Origin of the sequence: Bradyrhizobium genomosp. III (genome assembly GCF_000261705.1) — a bacterium.
Classification (GTDB): domain Bacteria; phylum Pseudomonadota; class Alphaproteobacteria; order Rhizobiales; family Xanthobacteraceae; genus Bradyrhizobium; species Bradyrhizobium ottawaense.
The window spans coordinates 19,309-43,235 of sequence record NZ_AJQF01000328.1 but is presented as its reverse complement, the minus strand read 5'-3'; the positions used below and the strand labels follow the sequence as shown (position 1 = coordinate 43,235).

17 protein-coding genes are annotated in these 23,927 nt (G+C 66.0%); 9 read left to right on the top strand and 8 right to left on the bottom strand.

All coding sequences use genetic code 11. The annotated features are described in order from the left end of the window. The 4 genes from IC66_RS0126795 to IC66_RS0126780 all read left to right on the top strand — a co-directional run. Positions 1-717 (top strand): ABC transporter substrate-binding protein (locus tag IC66_RS0126795; RefSeq protein WP_038949747.1); only part of this gene is annotated, 717 nt, incomplete at its 5' end. A 22-nt stretch (positions 718-739) separates the two neighbouring features. Then, positions 740-1,393 (top strand): amino acid ABC transporter permease, encoded by a 654-nt coding sequence (locus IC66_RS0126790; RefSeq protein WP_038949746.1) that lies wholly within the window; start codon positions 740-742, stop codon positions 1,391-1,393. Further along, the gene (locus IC66_RS0126785) at positions 1,390-2,121 is read left to right on the top strand and encodes an amino acid ABC transporter ATP-binding protein (RefSeq protein WP_038949745.1); all 732 of its coding nucleotides are present in this window, start codon (positions 1,390-1,392) and stop codon (positions 2,119-2,121) included. Before IC66_RS0126790 ends, IC66_RS0126785 begins: the two co-directional genes overlap by 4 nt. Before the next feature lie 12 nt (positions 2,122-2,133). Beyond that, positions 2,134-3,420: an NAD(P)/FAD-dependent oxidoreductase gene (locus tag IC66_RS0126780; RefSeq protein ID WP_038949744.1), complete on the top strand. Its 1,287-nt coding sequence runs from the start codon at positions 2,134-2,136 to the stop codon at positions 3,418-3,420. Between the two features lie 55 nt (positions 3,421-3,475). Here the strand turns inward: IC66_RS0126780 and IC66_RS45340 are convergent, their stop codons facing one another. Beyond that, complete coding sequence (locus IC66_RS45340; protein ID WP_162131343.1) at positions 3,476-3,934, bottom strand: hypothetical protein; 459 nt, start codon at positions 3,932-3,934, stop codon at positions 3,476-3,478. Positions 3,935-4,026: 92 nt separating this feature from the next. Further along, the gene (locus IC66_RS0126770; protein ID WP_038949743.1) at positions 4,027-5,616 is read right to left on the bottom strand and encodes a gamma-glutamyltransferase family protein; all 1,590 of its coding nucleotides are present in this window, start codon (positions 5,614-5,616) and stop codon (positions 4,027-4,029) included. 121 nt (positions 5,617-5,737) lie between these two features. On the opposite strand from IC66_RS0126770, the gene IC66_RS0126765 reads away from it, so the two are divergent. Next, positions 5,738-6,511, top strand: a complete 774-nt coding sequence (locus tag IC66_RS0126765) for an enoyl-CoA hydratase-related protein (protein WP_038949742.1) — start codon at positions 5,738-5,740, stop codon at positions 6,509-6,511. Between the two features lie 180 nt (positions 6,512-6,691). Here the strand turns inward: IC66_RS0126765 and IC66_RS47810 are convergent, their stop codons facing one another. Both IC66_RS47810 and IC66_RS0126755 read right to left on the bottom strand, forming a co-directional pair. Then, positions 6,692-6,868: a hypothetical protein gene (locus IC66_RS47810; RefSeq protein WP_162832249.1), complete on the bottom strand. Its 177-nt coding sequence runs from the start codon at positions 6,866-6,868 to the stop codon at positions 6,692-6,694. A 9-nt stretch (positions 6,869-6,877) separates the two neighbouring features. Next, positions 6,878-7,111: a DUF6894 family protein gene (locus tag IC66_RS0126755; RefSeq protein WP_018316955.1), complete on the bottom strand. Its 234-nt coding sequence runs from the start codon at positions 7,109-7,111 to the stop codon at positions 6,878-6,880. Positions 7,112-7,372: 261 nt separating this feature from the next. On the opposite strand from IC66_RS0126755, the gene IC66_RS0126750 reads away from it, so the two are divergent. From IC66_RS0126750 to IC66_RS0126740, 3 genes are all read left to right on the top strand, one after another. Next, positions 7,373-9,391 (top strand): PQQ-dependent sugar dehydrogenase, encoded by a 2,019-nt coding sequence (locus IC66_RS0126750; protein ID WP_244429173.1) that lies wholly within the window; start codon positions 7,373-7,375, stop codon positions 9,389-9,391. Next, entirely contained in the window at positions 9,348-10,289 is a 942-nt protein-coding gene (locus IC66_RS0126745) for an SMP-30/gluconolactonase/LRE family protein (protein WP_038949739.1), read from the top strand. The genes IC66_RS0126750 and IC66_RS0126745 overlap by 44 nt, the downstream gene beginning before the upstream one ends. A 180-nt stretch (positions 10,290-10,469) precedes the next feature. Beyond that, complete coding sequence (locus tag IC66_RS0126740) at positions 10,470-11,495, top strand: histone deacetylase family protein (protein ID WP_028142225.1); 1,026 nt, start codon at positions 10,470-10,472, stop codon at positions 11,493-11,495. 122 nt (positions 11,496-11,617) lie between these two features. Here IC66_RS0126740 and IC66_RS0126735 read toward each other — a convergent pair whose 3' ends face one another. From IC66_RS0126735 to IC66_RS0126720, 4 genes are all read right to left on the bottom strand, one after another. Next, a complete protein-coding gene (locus IC66_RS0126735; RefSeq protein ID WP_038949738.1) occupies positions 11,618-12,598 on the bottom strand; it encodes an LLM class flavin-dependent oxidoreductase in 981 nt (326 codons plus the stop codon). After that, complete coding sequence (locus IC66_RS0126730) at positions 12,595-13,326, bottom strand: 4'-phosphopantetheinyl transferase family protein (protein WP_038949737.1); 732 nt, start codon at positions 13,324-13,326, stop codon at positions 12,595-12,597. The genes IC66_RS0126735 and IC66_RS0126730 overlap by 4 nt, the downstream gene beginning before the upstream one ends. Before the next feature lie 233 nt (positions 13,327-13,559). Then, complete coding sequence (locus IC66_RS47805; protein WP_162832248.1) at positions 13,560-13,730, bottom strand: hypothetical protein; 171 nt, start codon at positions 13,728-13,730, stop codon at positions 13,560-13,562. Between the two features lie 139 nt (positions 13,731-13,869). Then, positions 13,870-20,322: a non-ribosomal peptide synthetase gene (locus IC66_RS0126720; RefSeq protein WP_038949736.1), complete on the bottom strand. Its 6,453-nt coding sequence runs from the start codon at positions 20,320-20,322 to the stop codon at positions 13,870-13,872. A 142-nt stretch (positions 20,323-20,464) separates the two neighbouring features. On the opposite strand from IC66_RS0126720, the gene IC66_RS0126715 reads away from it, so the two are divergent. Then, positions 20,465-23,926: an AAA family ATPase gene (locus tag IC66_RS0126715; RefSeq protein WP_038949735.1), complete on the top strand. Its 3,462-nt coding sequence runs from the start codon at positions 20,465-20,467 to the stop codon at positions 23,924-23,926. Position 23,927: the final 1 nt, after the last annotated feature.

Genomic DNA, 23,927 nt, shown 5'->3' with positions numbered 1-23,927 from the left:
GCAGCCGTAACGCCCGCTTCGGCGCAGCAGGTGCTGAAGGTCGGCTCGACCCCGACAGGCATTCCCTTCACCTTCCTCGACACCAAGACCAACACCATCCAGGGCATCATGATCGATCTCGTCACCGAAGTGGGCAAGGATGCCGGCTTCAACGTGCAGATCGAGCCGATGCAGTTTTCGGCACTGATCCCGTCGCTGACCTCGAGCAAGATCGACATCATCGCCGCCGCGATGTTCATCACCGCGCCGCGCAAGGAGGTCGTCGACTTCTCCGATCCGATCTACACCTATGGCGAAGGCCTCGTCGTGCCGAAGAGCGACACCAAGGCCTATGCCACGCAGGAGGATCTGAAGGGCGAGACGGTCGGCGCCCAGGTCGGCACCGCCTTCGTCGACGCGCTGAAGAAGTCCGGCCTGTTCGCCGACGTGAAGGCCTACGACACCATTCCGGACATCCTGCGCGACGTGAACACCGGCCGCCTCAAGGCCGGCTACGCCGATTATCCGATCCTCGCTTACAACCTGAAGCAGGGCGGCTTCCCCGAAGTGCGCCTCGTTGACGGCTACAAGCCCGTCACCGTCGGCTCGGTCGGCATCGGCGTACGCAAGGGCGAGACGGCGCTGCTCGGCAAGATCAACGCTTCGCTCGCGAAGCTGAAGGCCAATGGCACCATCGACAAGATCCTCGACAAATGGGGCCTCAAGGCTCAGGGCTGATCGATAGAGACTAGGCTGCCCGATGAAAGGCTTCTGGCACGACGTCGTCGAGTTCTTCCCGATCCTGATGAACGGCGTCGTGTTGACGATCGTCGTCACCATCGGCTCGCTGCTGCTCTCGACGGTGCTCGGCCTGATCTGGGCGATGATGCGGGTCTCCGGCATCAAGGCGCTGTCGATGATCAGCGCCAGCCTGATCAACGTGATCCGCGGCATCCCGATCATCGTGCTGTTGTTCTACCTCTACTTCGTGATGCCCGATCTCGGCGTCACGCTGTCCGCCTTGCAGGCTGCCATCCTCGGGCTCGGCATCGCCTATTCGGCCTATCAGGCGGAAAACTTCCGCGCCGGCATCGAGGCGATCGACAAGGGCCAGATCGAGGCGGCGCAGTCGATCGGCATGGGCTGGTGGCTCACCATGCGCCGCGTGGTGCTGCCGCAAGCCGTGCGCATCGTGCTGCCGCCCTACGGCAACGTCATGATCATGATGCTGAAGGATTCCTCGCAGGCTTCGACCATCACGGTCGCCGAGCTCGCACTGCAGGGCAAGCTGATCGCGTCCTCGACCTTCAAGAACACCAGCGTGTTCACGCTTGTTGCGCTGATGTACCTCACCATGAGCATCCCGCTGATCCTGCTGGTCCGTCACTTCGAGAAGCGGGCCGGCAAGCGATGATCGATCTGAACGACGTCCACAAGAGCTTTGGCGAGAACGAGGTGCTCAAGGGCATCACGGCCTCGGTGCAGAAGGGCGAGGTGGTCTGCATCGTCGGTCCCTCCGGCTCCGGCAAGTCCACCATCCTGCGCTGTATCAACGGGCTCGAAAGCTACGACCGCGGCGAGATCAGCGTCGAGGGGCTCAAGGTCGACCGCGACGCGCCGTCGATCGTGAACATCCGCACCCAGGTCTCGATGGTGTTCCAGCGCTTCAATTTGTTTCCGCATCGCACCGCGCTTGAGAACGTCATCGAAGGACCGCTCTATGTGAAGAAGGAATCGCGCGCGCAGGCGCTCGATCGCGGCCGCGCGCTGCTCGCCCAGGTCGGGCTTGCCGAGAAGGCCGATGCGCATCCGCCGCAACTCTCCGGCGGCCAGCAGCAGCGCGTCGCGATCGCGCGGGCCCTCGCCATGCAGCCCAAGGCGATCCTGTTCGACGAGCCGACCTCGGCGCTCGATCCTGAACTGGTCGGCGATGTCCTCGGCGTGATGCGCAAGCTCGCCGACGACGGCATGACCATGGTGGTCGTCACCCACGAGATGGGCTTTGCCCGCGACGTTGCCGACCGCGTGCTGTTCATTGACGGCGGTGTCATCGTCGAGCAGGGGCCGGCCAAGGCGCTGCTCAACCAACCCCAGCATCCGCGCACGCAGGATTTCTTGCGGCGTGTGCTGCATCCGCTCTGACCGGACTTCGCCATGCCTGCGCGCCTGCCTCTGCCGCCCTCGCTCTATGCCGACACCGCCGTCGCGCCGGTTGCCACGCCGCCGCTCGATACGGGCAAGAATGTTTCGGTCGCGATCATTGGCGGTGGTTACACCGGCCTGTCCACCGCGTTGCATCTGGCGGAGCAGGGTGTCGAGGCGCTGGTGCTGGAGGCGCAGGAGCCGGGCTGGGGCGCGTCCGGCAACAATGGCGGGCACACCAATCCCGGCCTGAAGCACGATCCTGATCAGATCGAGGCTGATTTCGGCGCTGACCTCGGCCGCCGCATGATCGCGTTCTCCTACGGCACCACCAACTTCACCCATGACCTGATCCGCCGTTACCAGATCCCCTGCGAGGCGCGGCAGAACGGCACGCTGCGTGCGGCCTATAACGCGGCCAGCGCCGCGGCGATCGAGACGACGGCGCAGCAATGCGCCCGCCGCGGCATGCCGGTGACATATCTGAACCGCGAGCAGCTGCGCGAGATGACCGGCACCGACCGCTACATCGGCGCCATGCTGGATGCGCGCGGCGGCGATCTGCATCCCCTCAGCTACGCCCGTGGTCTCGCACGCGCCGCGATCTCGGCCGGCGCGAAGGTGCATGGCGAGACGCCGGCGCTGTCACTGCGCCGCGATGGCAGAAGCTGGCGCATCGAGACGCCGCGGGCGGTGGTTCATGCCGACAAGGTCCTGCTCGCCACCAACGGTTTTACCGGAGATCTCTGGCCCGCGCTCCGCCGCACCATCGTGCCGGTGTTCTCGTCGATCGCGGCCACGGCGCCGCTCTCCGATGCGGTGGCCAGCTCGATCATGCCGACGCGGTCCGTGTTGTACGAGAGCGGCCACATCACCGTCTACTACCGCATCGACCAGCACAATCGCCTGCTAATGGGCGGCCGCGGCCCGATGCGCTGGATCAAGTCGCCGCACGACGTCGCCTATCTCATGCGCTATGCCGAGCGGCTGTGGCCGCAATTGAAAGGCGTTGCCTGGACGCACGGCTGGAATAGCCGTCTCGCCATCACCGGGGATCACTATCCCCATGTGCATGAGCCGGCCGAAGGCATCCTGATCTCGCTCGGCTGCAACGGCCGCGGCGTCGCGCTCGCGACCGCGATGGGGGCGCAGCTCGCGCGCCGGCTGATCGGCGGCGCCGAGGCCGAGATCGACATGCCCATCACGGGCATCAAGCCGATCCCGATGCACGCGTTCTGGCCGGTGGGTGTGACGACCGCGGTGATTACGGGCCGCATACGGGACCGGCTCGGCATGTGAAGAAGGCGTCGCCCGGTCAGGAGCGGCGCCTTGCATCATTGGCAGATATCCGACTTCAGCAGCGGCCTTGTTTCCACAGGCCGGGCGGGCACCCGTGACCGCGCCAGCCGACCTTGCGTCCGCGCGACCATCCGGGCGGTGAGCCGTGGTGATGATGGCCCATCGAATGACCATGACCATGGCCGTGCCCATGTCCGCCTCCATGTCCGCCACCATGGCCGCCCTTGGCCAGGGCAGGACTGGTGAATGTGAGGCCGGCTGCAAGGATCAGCGACGCGGCGAGCGCAAGTTTCTTCATCATGTCCTCCACTGGGGCGAGCGCATTTGTCCGTTCAATCAATGAACGACGGGTAGGTAAGTTCCCTGCGAATGTGGAGGAGTCGTGACGCTCGCGGAGATGCGCGATGGCGCATCGAATCAACGCAAGCTGGCGCAGTCTGGCACTGATCTGCGCGTCGAGCGTGCCCCGGACGCTGCGCAGCAGCGTAAGAACGCTGCAGCGCGTCCGGGACACGAGAGAGGCTCGCGTCGTGGCCGCGTGGGCGCGATGACCCGTTGAAGCAGTTGCGCGTCTCTGCTAGCGCCCGCTTCTTATTCGACGAACGCTCAGGCTTCTGCCACCGCCTCGGCCCAGGGCTGAAAGATCTCGACCGCGCCGGAATTCGTGTCGCCCTCGCGCATCACCACGCTCGGGCAGGCGAATTTTTGCGGCAAGGCCTGCACGCGGGTCTCTTCATAGTCGAAGCGCGAGCCCAGCGTCTTGCGCACGTCCTCAGGCAAGCGAGCATCGCCGATCACCACCGCGCCCTCGCTGGCGTCGATGCGCGGCTGGTGGATGGCGGCATCGAGGTCCATGCCGAAGTCCATCGCGAACGACACGAGCTGCATCACCGACGGCAGGATGCGGCGGCCGCCTGAGGCGCCGACCGCGAGCCGCTTGCCGTCCCTGGTCTCGGCGATGACGGGCGTGTAGTTGCAGAGGCAGCGCTTGCCGGGCGCGAGCGAATTGGTGGTGCCCGGTGTCGGATCGAACCACATGATGCCGTTGTTCATGGCGATGCCGGTGTGCGGCGTCACATATCTCGAGCCAAAGGACGAGAGCAGCGTCTGCGTCACCGCGGCGATGTTGCCGTGTCGGTCGACCACGGAGAAATGCGTGGTGCAGGCGGGCGCCAGATATTCGGCACCGAGCGAGCGTTTGCCGTCGGCATCGCCCATGTCCTTGAGCCGCTCGCGGAAGGCCGCTTGCAGAGCGAGCGCATATTCGACATAGGCGGCTGCGTCCGGCGCGCTTGCCGGCTTCAGGCTCTGCTGCAACAGGCGCAGCGCGTGCGCCATGGTGGGCCCGGCCGTGAGCTCAGGCGTCGCGTACACCTTGCCGCCGCGATACGGGATCGCCAGCGGCTCGCGCAGATGCGCGCGGAAGGCGGCGAGGTCCTCGACCGACAGCGAACCGCCATCGGCCTTGATGTCGGAGGCGATGCTCCTGGCGAGATCGCCCTGGTAGAAATCGCGCGGTCCGGCCTCGGCGAGATGCGACAGCGTCGCTTTCAGCGTGTCCTGCGGCAGTCGCGTCTCGGCCTTGATGCCCCATGGCGCGCTCGGCGGCAGCCCATCCTTCAGGAACGCCGCCGCGCTGGCGGGATAGCGCCTGAGATCGGCGGCCGAGCCCGAGATCGTCACCGTGGTCCACCAATCGACCAGCAGGCCTTCGCCGGCGAGCCTGGCTGCCGGCGCGACCAGATCCTTCCACGGCATTCTGGCGTAGCGGCGATGCACCTCTTCCATGCCGGCGACGACGCCGGGCACGGCGATCGAACCGGGGCCGTGGATGTTGCGATCGTCCTTCACCCGCGGCCAGGGGAAGAGATCGGACGCCGCGCCCTCGCCACTGAGCGGATAGTCGGCAACGCGCAGGCTCTGCGGCGCGCACATGCCGTAGTCGATCACCTCAAAGCGATTTTCCCTGGCGCGGTAGAGCACCATCGCACCGCCGCCGCCGATGCCGCTATTCCAGGGCTCCAGCACATTCAGCGCCATGGTGGTCGCCACAATCGCGTCCACGCAGTCACCGCCCGCCGCCAGCACCTGCGCCCCGACTTCGGCCGCTCGCCGCGATTGCGAGGCGACGATGCCGCCCTTGGAGGTGACGGCGGGTTTGCGGACGGTTTGGTTGAGGCTGAACTGATGAGGCATGATGTCGTCTTGATCTCTGTTGTTCTGGCGCCAGCTGTGTTGGCGCGGAAGCTCAGCATTGGCGGGGCATCCGAAGGATGGCACATTGCCACCAACGAGAAAATCCTAAGGGAGACGCGACATGGCTGGTGTGAAACAGGCGCGGGATGGCGCGGTCGGGATCCTGACGCTGGACGAGCCGGCGAGCCTGAACGCGATGACGCCGGACCTGCTCGGCGCGCTCGCCGCCGCCATCGGCGAGATGGCGCAGGACGAGGGTATTCGAGCCCTGATCCTCACTGGCGCGGGGCGCGGTTTTTGCTCAGGACAGAATTTGAAGGCGTCGGAAGCGCTGGGTGAGGATCTTGCTGCCGGCGTCATGCGCCTCTACTGGCCCGCCTTCAAGGCGCTGCGCGAATGCCGCGTGCCCGTCGTCGTCGCCGTCAATGGCGTCGCGGCCGGCGGCGGCTTCAGCCTGGCGATGGCCGGCGACATGATCGTGGCGGCGCGGTCGGCGAGCTTCATCCAGGTGTTCAGCCGCATCGCGCTGGTGCCGGATCTCGGCTCGACCTGGCTGTTGCCGCGGCTGATCGGTCGCCAGCGCGCCCTCGAGCTGATGCTGCTGAACGAGCCGCTGACGGCCGAACGGGCCCAGGAGATCGGCCTGGTGCGGCAGGTCGTGGACGACGCGAAGCTGATGGACGAGGCGCTGATTCTGGCGCGCCGTCTGGCGGAGGGCCCGACACGCGCTTTGGTGGCAACGCGCCTGCTCGTCGAGGAGAGCGAGCATGCGACCTACGAGGCGCAATTCCGCCGCGAGATAGAGCTCCAGGCGGAGGTTCGCAAGAGCGCGGACGCGATCGAGGGGCGCAATGCCTTCGTTGAGAAGCGCAAGGCTACGTTTACCGGGAGGTGAGGTAGGGACCGCTTGCCCAACTCGTCATGCCCAGGCATAGCCGTCCGAAGGACGGCGTCGCTTACGCTCGCCTATGTCCCGGCATCCACGTCTTTGACCCACGTCCAAAAACGTAGATGGCCGGGACAAGCCCGGCCATGACGAAGGAGAGACGGAGTTGGAAGCGGCGAGGCCGTAGGCTCAGAGCGAGCGGTTCAGCCGGCTGCCCTGATACTTGGCGCGCCATTTGGGTCCCGGCCCGCGCATGTAGTGCAACTCCGGGCGGTAGGGGTCGCCCGCGACCCTAATCAGCGTCTGCCATTTGGCGGCGACGAAGTTCACGGGCTGGCGGAACAGGCTCAGTGAAGCGAGCAACATGACATCACCTCAATGCGGCTTGCCGAGCATGGCGGTGAAGGGAAGATCGAACAGATCCTCGCCGTCGGAGCCGCTGACATGGATCACCCAATCGCGCCAGTCTTCAGCGCCGGGCGTCTGGATCATCGAATTCATGATCTGGGAGGCACGGTCGCGCGCCTCCGTGAGATTGGAGACGGCGGCGCCGTAGCGGTCGATCAGCGTGCCCTCGGTGTTGGAGCAGTGAAAATAGACCTGGACCATATGCGCCTCCTGGCGGAGCAACTTGGATGGCAAATCGATACCACCCGAAGCCTTCGCGAAACATTCGGGTCGAGCCCGGTAAGGGAATCTACGGATATTGGTCGGCTCAGAGGTCGGTACAGGTTTAATCACAGGCGAGTGATGTTCGGCTGGACGGCGTTCGGACGGCATGAAACAGCTTTTTCGGGGGAAATCTGGGGGGCCGCCGTGAGCTACTTCACATCCAGGCGTGAATGCCGAAGGCTGCGCGCGTGTGCGGGGGTGTTGGCGGCCCTGCTTGGGCTCGCCTCGGCGGCGTCATCGGAGCCGCTCCGCCGCAGCGGCTATGCGATCGGCGCGGAAACCTGCGGCAATGGCGATCTCGCTTTTCCCAGGATCCAGATCGACATGAAGGCCGGATTTTGCGCCGGGCTCGTCGCCAGCGAAGAGGATGGCCTGAAATTCCCGCGCGCGATTGTCCAGGTGCCGGGCCGGGAGCTGTTCGTGGTGGCCGACATGGGCGGCTGGGGCCACACCGACGGACGGCTGCTGCTGCTCGACCCGCGCGCGGCCCAGGGCCAGCGGTTCAGGGAGCTTCTGACGGGAATCGAATATCCGTTCGGCCTCGCCATCGGTCCGGACAGGAAGCTCTACGCCTCGACCGCCGAGACCATCTTCCGGTTCGATCCCATCGCCGACAATCCGCGCGGCACGGTCGAGACCATCATCCGTCATATGCCGGGCCGCCGGATCACGCTGCCCGACGGCACAAGGCTCCAGGAGAGCGCGCATCCGCTCAAGCAGTTTGTCTTCGACTGGAACGGGCGGCTATTCGTCAATGTCGGCTCGCACAGCGACGACTGCATCACGCCGGCGCCAATCACAAAGCCTTGCGCGGCGGCCGAGGGCGCTTTCGCGATGGCAGCAATCTGGCTGTTCACGCCGCCCCCGGGTGGTGTCTTCCCGGCGCTGAAGCCCGGCGATGCCGATCCGCCGCACACCGTCTATGCGCGAGGCTTGCGCAATTCGATGGCGCTGGCGCTGCATCCGAAGTTTCCCGAGGCCGGCTACGCCTTCCTGCAGGGCGAGAACAGCCGCGACTTGCCCGACATCTTCAAGCCGAACGAGGAGATCAACGCGATCGAGCAGGGCAGGCACTATGGCTGGCCCTATTGCTACGATCTGTCGACGCCGAGCCCGGAATTCAGGAACGTGCTGCAAGGCGGGCTCTACAAATCGCTCTGCACGGCCAACGCGCTCTACAAGCCGCCGCTCTCGCTGATGCCGCCGCACGGCGCGCCGCTCGCGATGCTCTATTATCATGGCAGCAAATTTCCGGAGCTGGAGGGCAAGCTGCTGGTCGGCCTCCACGGATATCGTCCGACCGGAAGCCGCGTCCTCGTCTACGACGTCGACGATCGCGGCTTCCCCAAGCCTTCCCCCGCGCCGGTGCGCTACCACGTCAGTTGCGCCGCGGATCCGGTGCGCAGTTTTCAGTCCGACGCCGGCGAGGTCGCCGCCGCGCCGTTCGACGAGCTGATCGCAGGCTGGCACCGCGTCAACGGCGCGCGGCCGCAAGGGGCGCCGGTCGGCATGACGGTCGCGGAAGACGGCGCGATCTGGCTGGTCGAGGACAAGAACCAGACGGTGATCCGGATCGATCGTGCCGCGGGTGATCCGCCGCCACCGCTGCCGTGCGACATGCGCAGCCAGGCGATGATCGATCAGCTCGCGGCCTTCGTCGCCAGGGATGCGCAGAACAGCGCCCGGCTGACCACGCTGCGCAAAGGCCTCGTCGAGAAGCATTGCGTCGGCTGCCATTCCGATTTCGGCTTGAAGGGCGGCCAATCGGAGGCGGAGAAGGATGTGGCGGTGCTCCGCTTCATGCTTTCGCAGGACGGCTGGATCTATCCCGGCGATCCCGACGCCGGCAAGCTGCGCACGCGGCTGCGCGGTCTCGGCGCGGAGAAGCTGATGCCGCCGGGCGGCGAGAGCCTGCCGAAGACCGAGCCCGGCTACAAACGTCTGCTGGACACCGCGGATCTGCTCGTCGCGACAATGGTTCCGGGTACGCGGATGCGGATCAAGCCGGGCCCGCCGCAGCGCAAGTTCTTTGGCAAAACCAGCAAGGAATGCGGCGAAATACCGGCCGGAAAGGTCGTTGTCGTGACACAAAGGAGCGCTGTAGACAAACCCGGCTTCAGCCGATTCTTCCGGCCGGCCGATCCCTATTTGAATGGCGAGTGCACCGACGGCGATGGCTATTACATCCGGCAGGAATTTCTGGTGCCTGTGCAGTAGCGTCCTACTCGCCGTCGCGGCTGCGTCCGCCCATGCGGAAACGAAGCTGTTCGAGAGTGCGCAGGTGACGCCTCCCGGCGAATACACCTTCGGCATCGAGGGCCCGGCGGCTGACCTCGAGGGCAATTTGTTCGTGGTCAATCTCGGCAGGCCCGGCACCATCGGCCGGCTGCCCGCCGGCGGCACCGCGTCGGAGCCGTTCACGGCGCTGCCCGAGGGCAGTGTCGGCAACGCCATCCGCTTCGACCGGAGCGGCACCATGTTCATCGCCGACTACAAGAAGCACAACATCTTCGCGATTGCGAAGGGGACGACCGAGCCGGGCATCTGGTTTCACTCCGACGAGATGAACCAGCCCAACGACATCACGATCGCCCGCGAGGGCACGATCTATGCGAGCGATCCGAACTGGAAGGGCCGGGAAGGCCATATCTGGCGGATTACGAAAGCCGCCGACGGCACGGTGCAGGGACAGATCATGTCGGCGCCGCGCGCGATGGGCACCACCAACGGCATCGATCTCAGCCCTGACGGCAAGACGCTCTATGTCGGCGAATCCAGCAGCGGCCAGATCTGGTCCTATGCGATCAACGGCAACGAGCTGACGGCTGCCAAACTCGTCAAGGCGTTTCAGCCCGACACCGTCGACGGACTGCGCACCGACGTTGCCGGCCGGCTCTATGTCGCGCGCATTCTCAAGGGCACGATTGCGCTGATGAAGCCGAACGGCGCGGTCGAGCGGGAGATCGCGCTGAAGGCCAAGGAGCCGACCAACCTCGCCTTCGGCGGCAGCGACGGCAAGACCGTCTTCGTCACCCAGCGTCAGGGCGGCTTCATCGAGTCCTTCCGCACCGATCAGCCGGGCCGCGAGCACTGCCTGCAGCGCGGGCGCTGCTGAGCGCCGATTGCGATCTGCTTCCGCCGCAGGGCGAGACGGCATTCTTCTTGCTTGCATCTGGCCGCCGCAGCGATCAAGACGTCTGTGGCGCCGCCTCAACAGCGTTTTCGAGCGAAGTGGATACCGGTTCGCGTGAAGAAAACGCGTCAAGACCAGAGCATGCAAGCACGGAGTGTTTGAGTGAAAGCCGTCCATACCGAACTGCACCGCAGCCACGATCCGCAATTCTTCCTGGTTCGCGGTGTCGTCAAGCGCACCACCGAGCAGCCGGAGCGCGCCGACCGCCTGCTGAAGGGGTTGAAGGACGGCAAGCACCAGCTGGTCGAGCCGACCACATTCGGACAGGGCCCTCGCGCGCGCATTCACAGTCCGGAATATCTGTCGTTCCTGAGCGAAGCCTGGGACGCCTGGACTGCGCTCGGCGATTCCGGTCCGGAGATGATCGGCAACATCCATCCGGTGCGCCACGCTGCGACCTATCCGACCCACATCGTCGGCAAGCTCGGCTGGCACACCGCCGACACCGCGGCGCCGATCGGTCCGGGCACCTGGGCTGCGGCCTGCGCCGCAACCGACGTTGCGGTCACCGCCGCGCAGATGGTGATGGATGGTGAGGATGCGACCTATGCGCTCTGCCGTCCGCCCGGTCATCACGCCTATCGCGACATGGCCGGCGGCTTCTGCTTCCTCAACAACAGCGCGATTGCCGCCGCGCATCTGCGGCAGAAGCACGAGCGCGTCGTGATCCTCGACGTCGACGTCCATCACGGCAACGGCACCCAAGGCATCTTCTACGCCCGGCCCGACGTCTACACGGTGTCGATCCACGCCGATCCCATTGCCTACTATCCCTATGTGTGGGGCTATGCCCATGAGCGCGGCGAGGGGCCCGGCCTCGGCACCAATCTCAACATCCCGCTCGCCATCGGCACCGGCGATGACGGCTACATCCAGGCGATGGACGTCGCGCGCAAGGCGATCGAGTCCTTTGCCCCCGGTGCCCTCGTCATCGCGCTCGGCCTCGATGCCTCCGAGCACGATCCGCTCAAGGGATTGGCCGTCACCACGCCCGGCTTCCGCCGCATCGGCCAGGCCATCGCCAGGATGGGCCTGCCGACCGTGTTCGTGCAGGAGGGCGGTTATCTCTCGGATATTCTGGGCGCGAACCTGACCTCGGTGCTGGCCGGATTTGAAGAGGCGCGGTGAGGGATCTTCACCTCTTCCCGCGTTGGTCGTCATGCCCGGGCTTGTCCCGGGCATCCACGTTCTTCGAGCGTGGAGCAAGGCGTGGATGGCGGGACAAGCCCGGCCATGACGGCGAGAGTGATCTAAAACATCCCGCTCGCCGCGAGCGCCTTGCAGACGTGCTGCATCTCGGTCTCGTCGGCGACCATGTCGAGCATAATAGTGGTCAGACCCTTGGCCGCAAAGTCCTTCAGCTTCGCGCCGATCTCCTGGTAGCTGCCGACGAGATAGGGACAGTCGGCCTGGAAGGTCAGGAACGGCAGTAGCCAATAGCCATTGTCCCCGAGCTCGCCGCTCTGGCCGGCATAGAGATGCCGCTTCCACACGGAATCGGTGTTCTCCATGGTGAGCACGAGAAGCTCGCGATCGTCAGGGTTGTCGCGGAAACGCAGTTTTGCGGCCTGCCGCGCCTCCTCGCGTCCCTCGCGGGCGAAGATGCCGAAATTCATGCCGGGCGCGTCAAGGCCGCGATCGAGATCCGGCGGCAGCATCTGCATCTTGATGCAGCCGGTCTCCTTCGCCACGCGCTGGGCCGCCTCGGATTGCCCCGCGATCAGGAATTCGGGCATCAGCTCCGCCGGCAGGCGCGGGCGAAGCTGCAGATGGTGCGCACGGTAGAAGCGGCCCGCGAAATTCACCGGTCGCGGGCTCGCCAGCAACTGCCGCATCAGCCCCACGAATTCTCCGAGCCTGATATAGCGGTCGGCATGCGACTGGTCGTCGCCGAGCCCCTGCAAGTCGCTGACCGCCGTCCCCGTGATCATGTTGAGATAGACCTTGCGGCCGTGAAGCTGCGCCAGGGAGGAGACGAATTTCGCCGCGGTGAACGGGTGCATGTAGACCGGATTGACGGCGATCAGCGGCGAAGAGCGCGTCGTCGCAGCCATGATGTGCTGGGCCATCGCCCAGGGCTCGACGAACACGTCGTTGCCTTCGAACAGCAAAATGCCTTCGAAGCCGTTGCGGTCGGCGAACTCAGCCACCCGCATCAGCTCGCCGATATATTTCTGGGGGTCGCGGTTGCGCGAAATCGCGGGAAAGACGCGCAGCCGCGGCGGCGTCATTCAGCCGCTTCCTGGAGCGGCCAGGCATTGCGGCTGATGGGAAGGCCACCGTTCGCACGGGAGCCGTCGGCGATCGCGAGGCGATGCGAGGGCGAGGGCGAGCACAGCGAGAAGCGCCAGCCGTCGGGATCGTCGGCGATATCGGGCTTGAAGCTGATCTCGATGGCCTCGCGCGAGACCTGCATCGCGAAAGCGTCGAGCGGCAGATTGAGCCCAAAGCCCCTGGCCTTCAGATAGGCCTCCTTGAGCGTCCAATAGTCGAAGAAGCGCTCGGTCGCCGCGGGCTCCGGCAGTCCGCGCAGCGTTTCGACCTCCTCCGGCGCAAAGAAGCGAAGTGCGGTGGACAGCGGCGCCACCCGCCGCGACACGGTTTCGACGTCGACGCCGACGGACTCATGCTTCGACACGACGCAGGCGACGCAGCCGTCGGCGTGAGACAGGCTGAAATGCAGCGCGCTCGAGGTCGCGGGTGCTGCGACAAACGGCCGCCCATAGCGGCCGGCTGCAAAGGACCAGTCGGACGGCGCGACGTTGGAGGCGATCTGCGACAGCGCCAGGCGCAGCATCGCATGCGCGAAAATATACTGCCGCCGATGCCGCTCGAACATGAAGCGATCGGCCCGGACCCGTTCGTCGACCGAGAGCAGCCGTCGGCACGCCTCGACCGCGCCCGGTGCGTCAATGGACTCGATCAGTCCGACAAAGAGTTCAATTCTGTCGTCCGCCATCAATTGGGCCTTTTGCGTCAGGCCGAGGGCAGATCCCCGGTCCCGACGGAAGAAACAACTGAGCAAGAATCAATCAAGCGGACCGCTTCTAGCGGTCCACCCGGGCGAATTCTTGTCGATTTGCAGGCCGGTTTACAGGCGCAAGCTTGTGCGAGACCTTAACTCGACACGCGAGCGGCCCATCCCCGAAAAGCGAAGCTTGAAGATTCGTACGGCGTCCCGGCCGACGAATCTCACCTCTTCTTCTTCTTGGCTTTCTTCGAGCCGCCAAGCACCGAAAGGCTGGCGTCGACGTCCTTCAGCGCGGACTGGAGTTTCTTCTTCTCGGCACCGAGCAGCTTCTGGAGGGCCTTGCGGTCCTTGTCGCTCAACGAGGTACCCTTGGTAAATTTGATGAAACCCATAACACTCCCCCGGTTGAAAATAATCGTCCAAATCAAAACGCCGGAATAATCTTGCGCGACGACGCCAAATAATCAAGATGCAACTTGGTCATGCACAGCTTTGACGAGTGAACCCGTATTCGTCCGTGATGTCATCCGCTCACGCCGCGTTGCGCGCGAGTAATCCGTCGAGCGGCGTGTTGGGCTGGGCGACCGCGGCCCCCAGCAGCGCAACGAGATCCTCCATCCACGCGCCGATGCGACGGCCGTCGAGCAGCTCGTGCTTGTAATTGCACGAGCCGGTGATGCCGGTCGGGCGCTCCTTGAGCATCAGTGACAGCCAGGTCTGGTCGATCGGCAGCACCGGCTGGCCTTCGCGTGCGATGTTGCCGATCGATCCTGTCGTGAGATCCGGCAGATCGAGCGGCTGGCGCAGCGGATTCTGCAGCGTGAAATAGACCTGGAGCAGCGAGGCCGGATCGATCCCCTCCCGCTCCAGATGGTCAGCCAGGATGTTGAAGGGCAGCTCTTGGCGCGCATGCGCGTCGAGCACGCTCTGGCGTACCCGCGCCAGCGCCTGCGTGAACGACAGCTCCGGCGTGATTTGGGTGCGGACGATCACCGTGTTTTCGAACGGGCCGACGATTCGGTCGGTGTCCGGCTGGGCGCGATTGGCCATGGCGGTGGCGATAGAGATGTCGGTGCGACCCGTCCGGGCCAGCAGCAGGGCCTTCAGACCGGTGAGCAGGCACATGAACAGCGTGCCATTGTGCCGGCCGGCGAACGCGGTGAGCCGGCTGATCAGCTCACGATCCAGATTGACCGGATGATGCCCGGTGGACGCGCCCGGGCTTGATTCGCCGTCGAAGACAGGGACCGCGCCGCGCAAATTTTCCGTCCAGTCCGCCCCCTGCCGGCGGGCGGCGTCCGTGCCGCACCACCAGCGCCGCCAGCGTGCGACGTCCGAAAAGGCCGGGGGCTGGCTCGGCAGCGGCGCCGACGGATATCCGGCCAACGCCGCATAGCGGCTCGACAATTCCTCGAACAGCACGCCGATCGACCAGCCGTCGACAATGGCGTGATGCAGCGTCAGCAGCAGCACGTGATCGTCGTCGTGGAGCCGCAACACCCGGGCGCGGAGCAGCGGCGCGCGCGACGTGTCGACCGGCGTAGAGGTCTCCTGTTGGATCAGAAGATCGATCTTCCGGAGCTCCAGGGCCTTGCGCCGCTTGTTATTGTGAGCGTGACCGTCGCCGATCGTCTCGATGGTCAGGACACGGCCGACGGATCCGGGTGCGGCGATATGGCTGACCGGCTCCTCGCCGTTCCAGCCGAACGCGGTCCGCAGCGATTCGTGCCGGCGCACGAGGTCCTCGATCGCCTGTGCCAGGGCGGCCGCATCGAGCGGACCCTGAAGACGGAAGGCGAAGGGTAGGTTGAACAGCGGCAACCCCGGGAGGTTCTGCTCGATCCGCAACATCTGGTCCTGTGCGATCGAGAGCGTTGGCCCGCCGCTGTCGGCCCGGCTCGCTTCAGCCAGGCTCGTCACGCTTGCGACAGGCTTGCGCGGCGTCGCCGCCATGGCCTGGTCGACCCGCCGGGCAAGCTCCTCGATCGTCGGTGCCTCGAAGATGGTCTTGATCGGCAGCGACACGCCGAGCGCGCGGGCGATGCGCGCCATCGCCTGGCCCGCCAGCAGCGAATGGCCACCGAGGTCGAAGAAATTGTCGGTGACGCCGAGGCTTTCCACCTTGAGCAGGTCGATCCAGATGTCGGACAGCACCTTTTCAGTAAAGCGCCGCGCCGGCACGGGCGCGTCCGGTCCGGGCGCCTCGTGCTGCGTCGGCGCCAGCAGTGCGGACCGGTCGATCTTGCCATGGGCATTGAGCGGTACGTGATCCAGGAACAGGAATGCGGACGGGATGGCGTGGCCCGGCAACCGGCTCTTCAGGAATTCGCGCAGCTCGCTGGCGCTGATCCGGCTGTCGGGCTTTGCGACGATATGGGCGATCAGCCTGACGTCGCCGCTCGCCTCGCGGCGCGGCTCGACGATGCCGGCCCGCACGCCCGGATGGTCGGCCAGCGCGTTCTCGATCTCCTTGAGCTCGATACGGTAGCCGCGGACCTTGACCTGATGGTCGGCGCGGCCGAGGCATTCGATCGTCCCGTCGGCGCGGCGACGGGCAAGATCGCCGGTGCGGTAAAGCCGACCGCCTGGCTGGCGCGAGAACGGATCGGGCAGGAAGCGCTGCCGGCTCTGCGCGGGATCGTTGACATAGAAGCGGCCAATGCCTGCGCCGCCGATGCAAAGCTCGCCGGTCACGCCAACCGGCTGCGGCTGCAGGTTGGCGTCGAGCACGTAGAGCTGGGTGTTCGGCAGCGGCGCGCCGACCGGAACGTTGCCCGTCGCGGTCGCCGGCGCTTTGGTCAAGCGGTGCAGGGAGACGTCGTCGGAACATTCCGACGCGCCATAGGCGTTGATCAGCGGCACTTTCGGGCAGCGGGCGAACCAGGCCCGGCAGAGCTCGACGGGCAGCGGCTCGCCGGTCGAGATCAGGAGGCGCAATCTCGCAAAGGCGCGCTGGACCTGCGCCTCGTTCATCCGTTCGACGATGACGCGCAAAAGCGATGGGACGATCTCAAGCACCGTGATGCCTTCGCGTTCGATCTCCCGCGCCAGCAGGATCGGGTCCTGCACGATCGCATTGTCGCAGACATGCACGCGCGCGCCGACCATCGGCCCCGCCAGGAACTGCCAGACCGAGATGACAAAGCTCTGTGGCGCGGACTGCGCGATGACGTCCCTGGCGGAGAGGCCGAGCTCGGAGATGAGCGAGGCCAGATGGTTCGACAGGCCGCGCTGCTCGATCATGACGCCCTTCGGCGCGCCGGAGGAGCCGGACGTATAGATGAGATAGGCGAGGCCGGAGGCTGCGCGCCGTACCGCACGGGCCGGCTTGGTCGATCCCGAGGCGATCGTATCTTCGAGTTCGGCCACCGGGATGCGCTCGACCAGCGGTTCGAGCAGCGCGCCGACCATGGGTGACCGCGCGCGGCCGGTCAGCAGCATGCGGGCGCAGCTCGATCCGAGAATGGTCGTGAGCCGCGCCGGTGGAAGATCGGGATCGAGATTGAGAAAGGCCGCGCCCGCGCGCTGCACCCCGATCATCGCGGCGAGCAAGTCGGGGCCGCGATCCGCAAGCAAGGCCACCACGCTCTCGGCACCGATCCCTTCGCGCACAAGCCAGCGCGCAACCGACCGGCTGCGGCGCGCCAGCTCGCGATAGCTCAGGCAGGTGTGTCCGTCCGTTACCGCGATGGCGGTCGGCGTCGTCCTGGCCTGGCGGTCGAAGCGTTCACTCACATTGCCGCGGGTGGTGAAATTGGCCGGCACGCCCCGGCCTGTCGCCAGCAATTGCCGGCGTTCGGCCTCGTTGAGGAGCGGCAGGCGCGAGATGCGCTGCTCCGGATCGGCGATGACGGCCTTCAGCAGAGACTTGAACTGGGCCGCCATGCCGTCGATCGTCGCGGCGTCGAACAGGTCGGTGGCGTATTCGAAGAAGCCGGTGAAGTGGCCGTCGGCCTCGACCAGCTCGAGCGTGATGTCGAAGCGCGCCACTTTCGGATCGATCTCCAGCCGCCGCGTCGAGAGGCCGGGAAAGCGTGCCGCTTCGATCGAGGCGTTCTGGAGGATGAACATGATCCGGAACAGCGGATTGCCGTCACTGCGGCGTGCGATCTGCAATGCGCGCAACACCTCCTCGATCGCAAGGTCCTGGTTGCGGTAGGCATCGAGCGTGACCTGCCGGACCCGCCGCAACATCTCGCCGAAGCTCGGGTCGCCGCCAAAATCGTTGCGCAGGATCAGCGTGTTGGCAAACAACCCGATCAGGCGCTCGCTCTCGATCTGGTTGCGATTGGCGATCAGCGATCCCGTCGCGACGTCCTCATGCCCGGTGTGGCGGAACAGCAGGCACTGGAAGACCGCGAGCAGCGTCATGAAGGGCGTGACGCCCTGATCCTGGCTCAATGCGCGGACATCGCCCGAGAGAGCCTTGGAGAACGCGAAATAGTGGCGAGCGCCGTGACCGCTCCAGGCCTCCGGCCTTGGCCGGTCGGTCCGAAGCGGCAGCGTGGTGACGCCGTCGAGCTGGCCTCGCCAATAGTCGAGCTGGTCCTTGGCTGCCGGCGTCTGTGCCCAGCTCTGCTGCCAGAGCGCGAAGTCGCGATATTGAAAAGCTGGCGCGGGCAGGGCCGCCACGCTCTTCTTGTGTGCGGCGGCATAGTGGGCGGCAAGCTCCTCCCAGAACAGGCGTTGCGACCAGCCGTCGGTGACGAGGTGATGGACATTGACCACCAGCGCATGGCTCGTCCTATCGAACGACAGCAGGGTGACTTTCAGCGGCGGCTCGCGCGCCAGGTCGAACGGATATTGCGCGAGCTTGAGCGCCTCGCGCCTGATCACTGCGGCCCGCTTGTCGGCAGGACACGGCTTGAGCTTGATCCGCTCGAACCGCGGCGGCGATTGCAGCACGAGCTGCGCCGGTTCGCCCTGCCGCTCGATGAAGACCGAGCGCAGCGCCTCGTGGCGTGCGCAGATCGCCGCAAGGCTTGCCTGAAGTGCGGCGACGTCGATCTGGCCCTTGAGCACGGCGACTTCGACGACGTTGTAATTGTAGCGGGTCGGATCGAGCCGCGAGAGCACGTACATCCGCTGCTGCTGGAACGAGAGCGGCGCGTCTGCTTCCGTCACCTGCCGCCAAGCCGGCAGTGCCGCCCCACGCCGGCTTGCGGCGGTGTCGATCCGGGCTGCAAGCGCGGCGACCGTGGCGCAATCGAAGATGTCCTCGAACGACAAGTCGATGTTGAAGCGTTCGCGCAGACGAGAGCGCATCTGCGTCACTGCGAGCGAATCCGCGCCGAGCGCGAAGACGTCCTGATCGACGCCGACCTGCGGCAGTTCCAACAGGCCGGCCCAGATCGCGGCGAGTTGTGTCTCCAGCGCGGTGCGGGGCAGCCGCGCCTCGTCGCCGTCCTCCGGCTTGGCGATCAGCTCGGCCAGCGCGTTGCGCTTGACCTTGCCGCTGCCGCCTTTCGGCAGGGCTGCCACGCTGCGGATCAAGCTCGGCACCTTGTAGGCAGCGAGCCGCTTGCGCGCGAACTGGCGCAGCTGATCCGAGGTCGCCTCGGCATCCGGTCGCAGCACCACGACGGCGGCGACGTTTTCGCCGAGCTTTTCGTGCGGCACCGCGAACACGCCAGCCTCCAGCACGGCCGGATGGCTGAGCAGGACCTCTTCCACCTCGAGCGGCGAGATCTTCTGCCCGCCGCGGTTGATGACGTCCTTGATGCGGCCGACGATGAAGAGATAGCCGTCAGCGTCGAGATAGCCGAGATCGCCGGTCCGGAACCAGCCGTTGCGGAAGGCGGCCTGTGTCGCCGCCTCGTCGTTGTAATAGCCGCGGCTCATGTTCGGTCCGCGCAGCATGATCTCGCCACGCTCGCCGCTCGCAAGTGCACGGCCCGTCTCGTCCATGATGGCGATCTCGGGGCCGGCGGCGCGCCCGACCGATCCGACCTTGCGCAGCTCGAACGGGTTGGCTGCGATCTGCGAGGCCGCTTCGGTCATGCCGTAGGTCTCGAGCACGGGAACGCCGAACGTCGCCTCCAGCCCTTCGAGGATCGTGGGCGCGAGCGAGGCCGAGGCCGAGCGGATCACGCGCAGCGACGACGATCGGGCGCGGTCCGGGTCGGATTCCGCCGCCGTCAGCAGCGCGCGGTGAATGGTCGGCACGGCGGTGTACCAGGTCGGTTGCAGCTCCCGCATCCAGCCGAAGAAGGACGGTGCATCGAAACCGTCGGTGCAGATCACGCTGGAGCCTGCGGCCAACGCCGTCAGAAGGCCGGAGATCAAGCCATGGGCGTGAAACAGCGGCAGGACGTTGAGCAGGCGATCGTGAGAGGTGAGCGACAGCACGCGGCCGGCATTGGCGGCGGACAGGCATACATTGCGATGCGTCAGCGGCACCATCTTCGGCCGCGCTGCCGTGCCCGACGTCAACAGGATGAACGCATCGTCGTCGCCGCGCGAGGCGCCCGCGGTCGCCGCCGGCCCGACCGTCGGACCGATGAATTTGCAGCCGCCCAGATCGTCTTGCGGTCCCGGCACGAAATCGATCACCGCGATATCCAGCGCCTTGGCGACGTCGCGGCTCGCCGAGTTCATGTCGGCCCGGGTCAAGAGCGCGGTCAGCTTCAGTTCGCTGAAATAGCGCTGCAGCTCGTCCGCGGTCAGATCGGGATTGACGGGGACGCAGGCGCCGCTCGAGGCAACCGCGATCAGCGCCAGCGCGCTGTCGGCGCCGCGCGGCAATGCAACCGCAATCCGGTCGGCAGTGGTGATGCCGAGCCGGCGCAGCGTGTCGACAAGATTTTGCGTCACCTCACCAAGCGCGCCGTAGTTGAGGACGGGCCGACCCGGGGCGAGGAGGGCGGGTGCCGCTGGCGTCTTGCGGGCGTAGAAATCGAGAACGCCGCCGATATGGGCGAATGTCTTGGTTTCGGCTGCCGTGCCGCTTGATTCCTCCGGGGCTGGGAGTGTGACGTCCGACAATTCCGTTCCCTTTTGATCCGATTGAGCTATTCTTCTAAGAAGTCAGGGAACGCGTCCAGTCTGAGGTGAAGTTTTGGCCGCAAAATCTGTGGTTGAGGGGCCCTAAGCCCTTCGACGGAATTATGGTCGGGCGGAAATCACCATGCTGGAGAATGAGCCGGACACGGGAACGGATGGCGGGCTGAAGCGCTGGCTCGAGGGCGTCGGCCTCGGCCATTACACCGATCTCTTCGCACAGCACCGTCTCGATCTCGACGTCATTGGCGACCTGACCGAGTCCGATCTGGTCGAGCTCGGATTGCCGCTTGGCGATCGCAAGCGGCTGCAACGGGCGATGGCAGCGCTGTTCCAGGCGGAAACGGCCGAGGCGCCCGCGACAATGGTGCCGCAAACCCGCACCGAGGTCGGCGCTGAACGGCGTCAGCTCACCACCATGTTCTGTGACATGGTGGATTCCACCTCGCTGTCCGTGCAGTTCGATCCGGAAGACGTCCGCGACATGATCGCGAGCTTCCGCGAAACCTGCGTCCGCGTGGTCAAGCATTACGAGGGCTTTGCCGCCCGTTTCGTCGGCGATGGTATCCTTGTCTATTTCGGCTATCCGACCGCGCATGAGGACGATGCCGAGCGCGCGGTGCGCGCCGGGCTCGAGATCGTGCGATTGCTATCGACCGCACGCGCGACCGAGCTGCGCGGTGGGCTCAGCCACGCACCCGCCGTCCGCATCGGGATCGCGACCGGCCTCGTCGTGGTCGGCGACCTCGTCGGACAGGGTACCGAAGAGCGCGACTCCGCGGTCGGAGAAACCGTCAATCTCGCCGCGCGCCTGCAGGGCCTCGCGCCGCCCAACGGCGTGGTGATTTCCTCATCGACCCAGTCGCTGCTGAAGGGGAAGTTCGACTACCGCAATCTCGGGGTCCACGCCTTGAAGGGGATATCCGAGAAGACGCAGGCCTGGCACGTTGTGCGCGCCTCGCGGGTGGAGACCCGATTCGCCGCCGCCATGGGCACGCGACTGACGCCGCTGGTCAACCGTGAGGAGGAGATCGCGCTGTTGATGGGCCGCTGGGAGCAGGCCAAGGATGGTGACGGTCAGGTCGTGGTCAAGTTCGGCGAGCCCGGCATCGGCAAGTCGCGCATCATCCAGGAGATATTCGAGCGGATATCGGGCGACCGGCATGGACAGGTCTCGTTCCAGTGCTCGCCCTATTACACGTCCACTGCATTCTATCCGTTCGCCGAGCAGCTCAAATTCTCCCTTGGCCTCGACCGCGAGGATGCCTCCGCGCTGTCGCTGGCGAGCCTGGAGAGCGCGATTGCCGCCGCTCATGGCGACATCGAGCAGGTCACGCCGCTGTTTGCCGCGCTGTTGTCGATACCGACCGGCGACCGCTATCCGCGGCTCGAGCTGTCGCCGCAGCAGCAGAAGGATGCGACCGCCCTGGCGCTGGTCAATCATTTCCTCGGCCTTGCGCGCGAGATGCCGCTGGTGATCGCGTTCGAGGATCTGCACTGGATCGACCCGACCTCCCGCGAGGTGATCGATCTCCTGGTCGACCGGGTGCAGAACCGGCCGATCCTGGCCATCATCACAGCGCGGTCCGAATTCCAGCCGAGCTGGAACGCGCATTCGCACATCACGACGCTGGTGCTGAACCGCCTGAGCCGGCAGCTGCGCACCACGCTGGTGGAGCGCGTCGCCGGCAGAGAGCTGCCCAAGGAGGTCGTCGAGGAGATCATCGTCAAGACCGACGGCGTGCCGCTGTTCCTGGAGGAGCTGACCAAGACGGTCCTCGAATCCAACCTGCTGACCGAGCGGCATGGGCGCTACGTGCTGTCGGGCCCGTGGCGGCAGCTCGCGATCCCGGCAACCCTGACCGACTCGCTGATGGCGCGGCTGGACCGGATGGGGCCGTTCAAGCGCATCGCGCAGATCGGCGCCACCATCGGCCGCGAGTTCTCCTACGAGACGCTGCATGCCGTCGCCAACACGCCGGCCGAACAGATCGAGGCGGCGCTCAATCATCTGGAGCAGGCCGGGCTGATCATGCGCCGCGGTCTTCCGCCCGATGCGCTCTACTCCTTCAAGCACGTCATGATCCAGAACGCCGCGCATGCGAGCCTGCTGCACAGCGAGCGGCGCAAGCTGCATTCGCGGATCGCCCAGGTGCTTGCCGAGATGTATCCGGAGAAGACCGAGCGCGAACCGGAGCTGCTCGCCCATCACATGACCGAATCCGGCCAGAGCGAGGGCGCCGCGAGCTTCTGGCTCAAGGCCGGCAAGCAGGCGGCCAAGAGCGGTGCCAATCTGGAGGCGATCGGCCATCTGCGCCGCGGTCTCAGCGTCGTGCAGGCCAATGCGCGGATGCAGGGCGCGGACGAGATGGAGCTCGAGCTGCGCATCGCGCTCGGCAACGCGCTGATCGCCGCCAAGGGCTACGCGGTCCAGGAGGTCGAGGAGAACTACATCCGCGCGCTCGAGCTCGGCCAGCAGCTCGACGACGACGAAAAGATCTTTGCCGCCACCCGCGGCCTGTGGGTCTGCCACTTCATCCGCGCCGATCTCACCCGCGCGCACGATCTCAGCGTCGAGCTGTTGAAATTCGCCAAGCGCGAGCGGCTCAACGAGCGGACGCAGCCGGCGCAGCAGACCGGCTATCTGATCGAAGCGCACCGCTCGATCGCGATGACCATGCTCTATCGCGGCCGTTTTGCAGCTTCCCAGCATCATCTGCACCGCTGCATCAATCTCTACAGCCCCGATCTGCACTCCGATCTGATGGAGCGGCACGGCACCGATCCCGGCGTCGTCTCGTTGTCCTATCTCGGCTACCTGCTGTGGTTCCTCGGCCGGCCCGACGCGGCGCGCCAGCACAGCGAGCAGGCGATCGCGAATGCCGAGAAGATCCGCCATCCCTTCACGCTCGCCTTCGCGCTCGTGTTCGGTGCGTATCTCTGCCAGCATTTGCGCGACGTCGAGGGCACGCGCGACCATGCCAACCGCGCCATGATCATCGCCACCGAACATAATTTCCTGCACTGGAAGCAGCAGGCGGCGATCCTGCGCGGCTGGGCGCTGACGCAACTCGGCGAGGCCGATGAAGGCCTCAGCCAGATGCGCTTCGGCCTCGACGAGTACGAGGCGATGGATTCCTGGCTCGCCGGCTGCTGGTTCCGCTGCCTGCTTGCGGAAGCCTACGCCAAGGTCGGGATGCGCGAGGCCGCCTTGCGCGCGCTTGACGGTGCGCTCGCGACCGCGCGGCGGACCGGCGATCACTCCTATCTCGCCGAAGTCTATCGCCTGCAAGGCGAGATCACGCTGTCGGACGGCGACCCGGCCTCGGCGCAGGAGGCCGGCGATCTGTTCGCGCTGTCGCTGGAGATCGCGCGCAAGCAGGGCGCGCTGTCCTGGGAGCTTCGCACGGCCGTCAGCCTCGCGCGCCTGTCGCATCAGGCCGGCAGGCGCGAGCACGCGAGTCTGCTGCTCGTGCCTGTTGTCGGCAAGTTCAGCGAGGGCTTTTACACCCCGGACCTGAAGCAGGCGGTGCAGCTCGTCAACGAGCTCGGTGCGGACGCGCCGGTCCGCGAACGCGCCGACCCCTGAC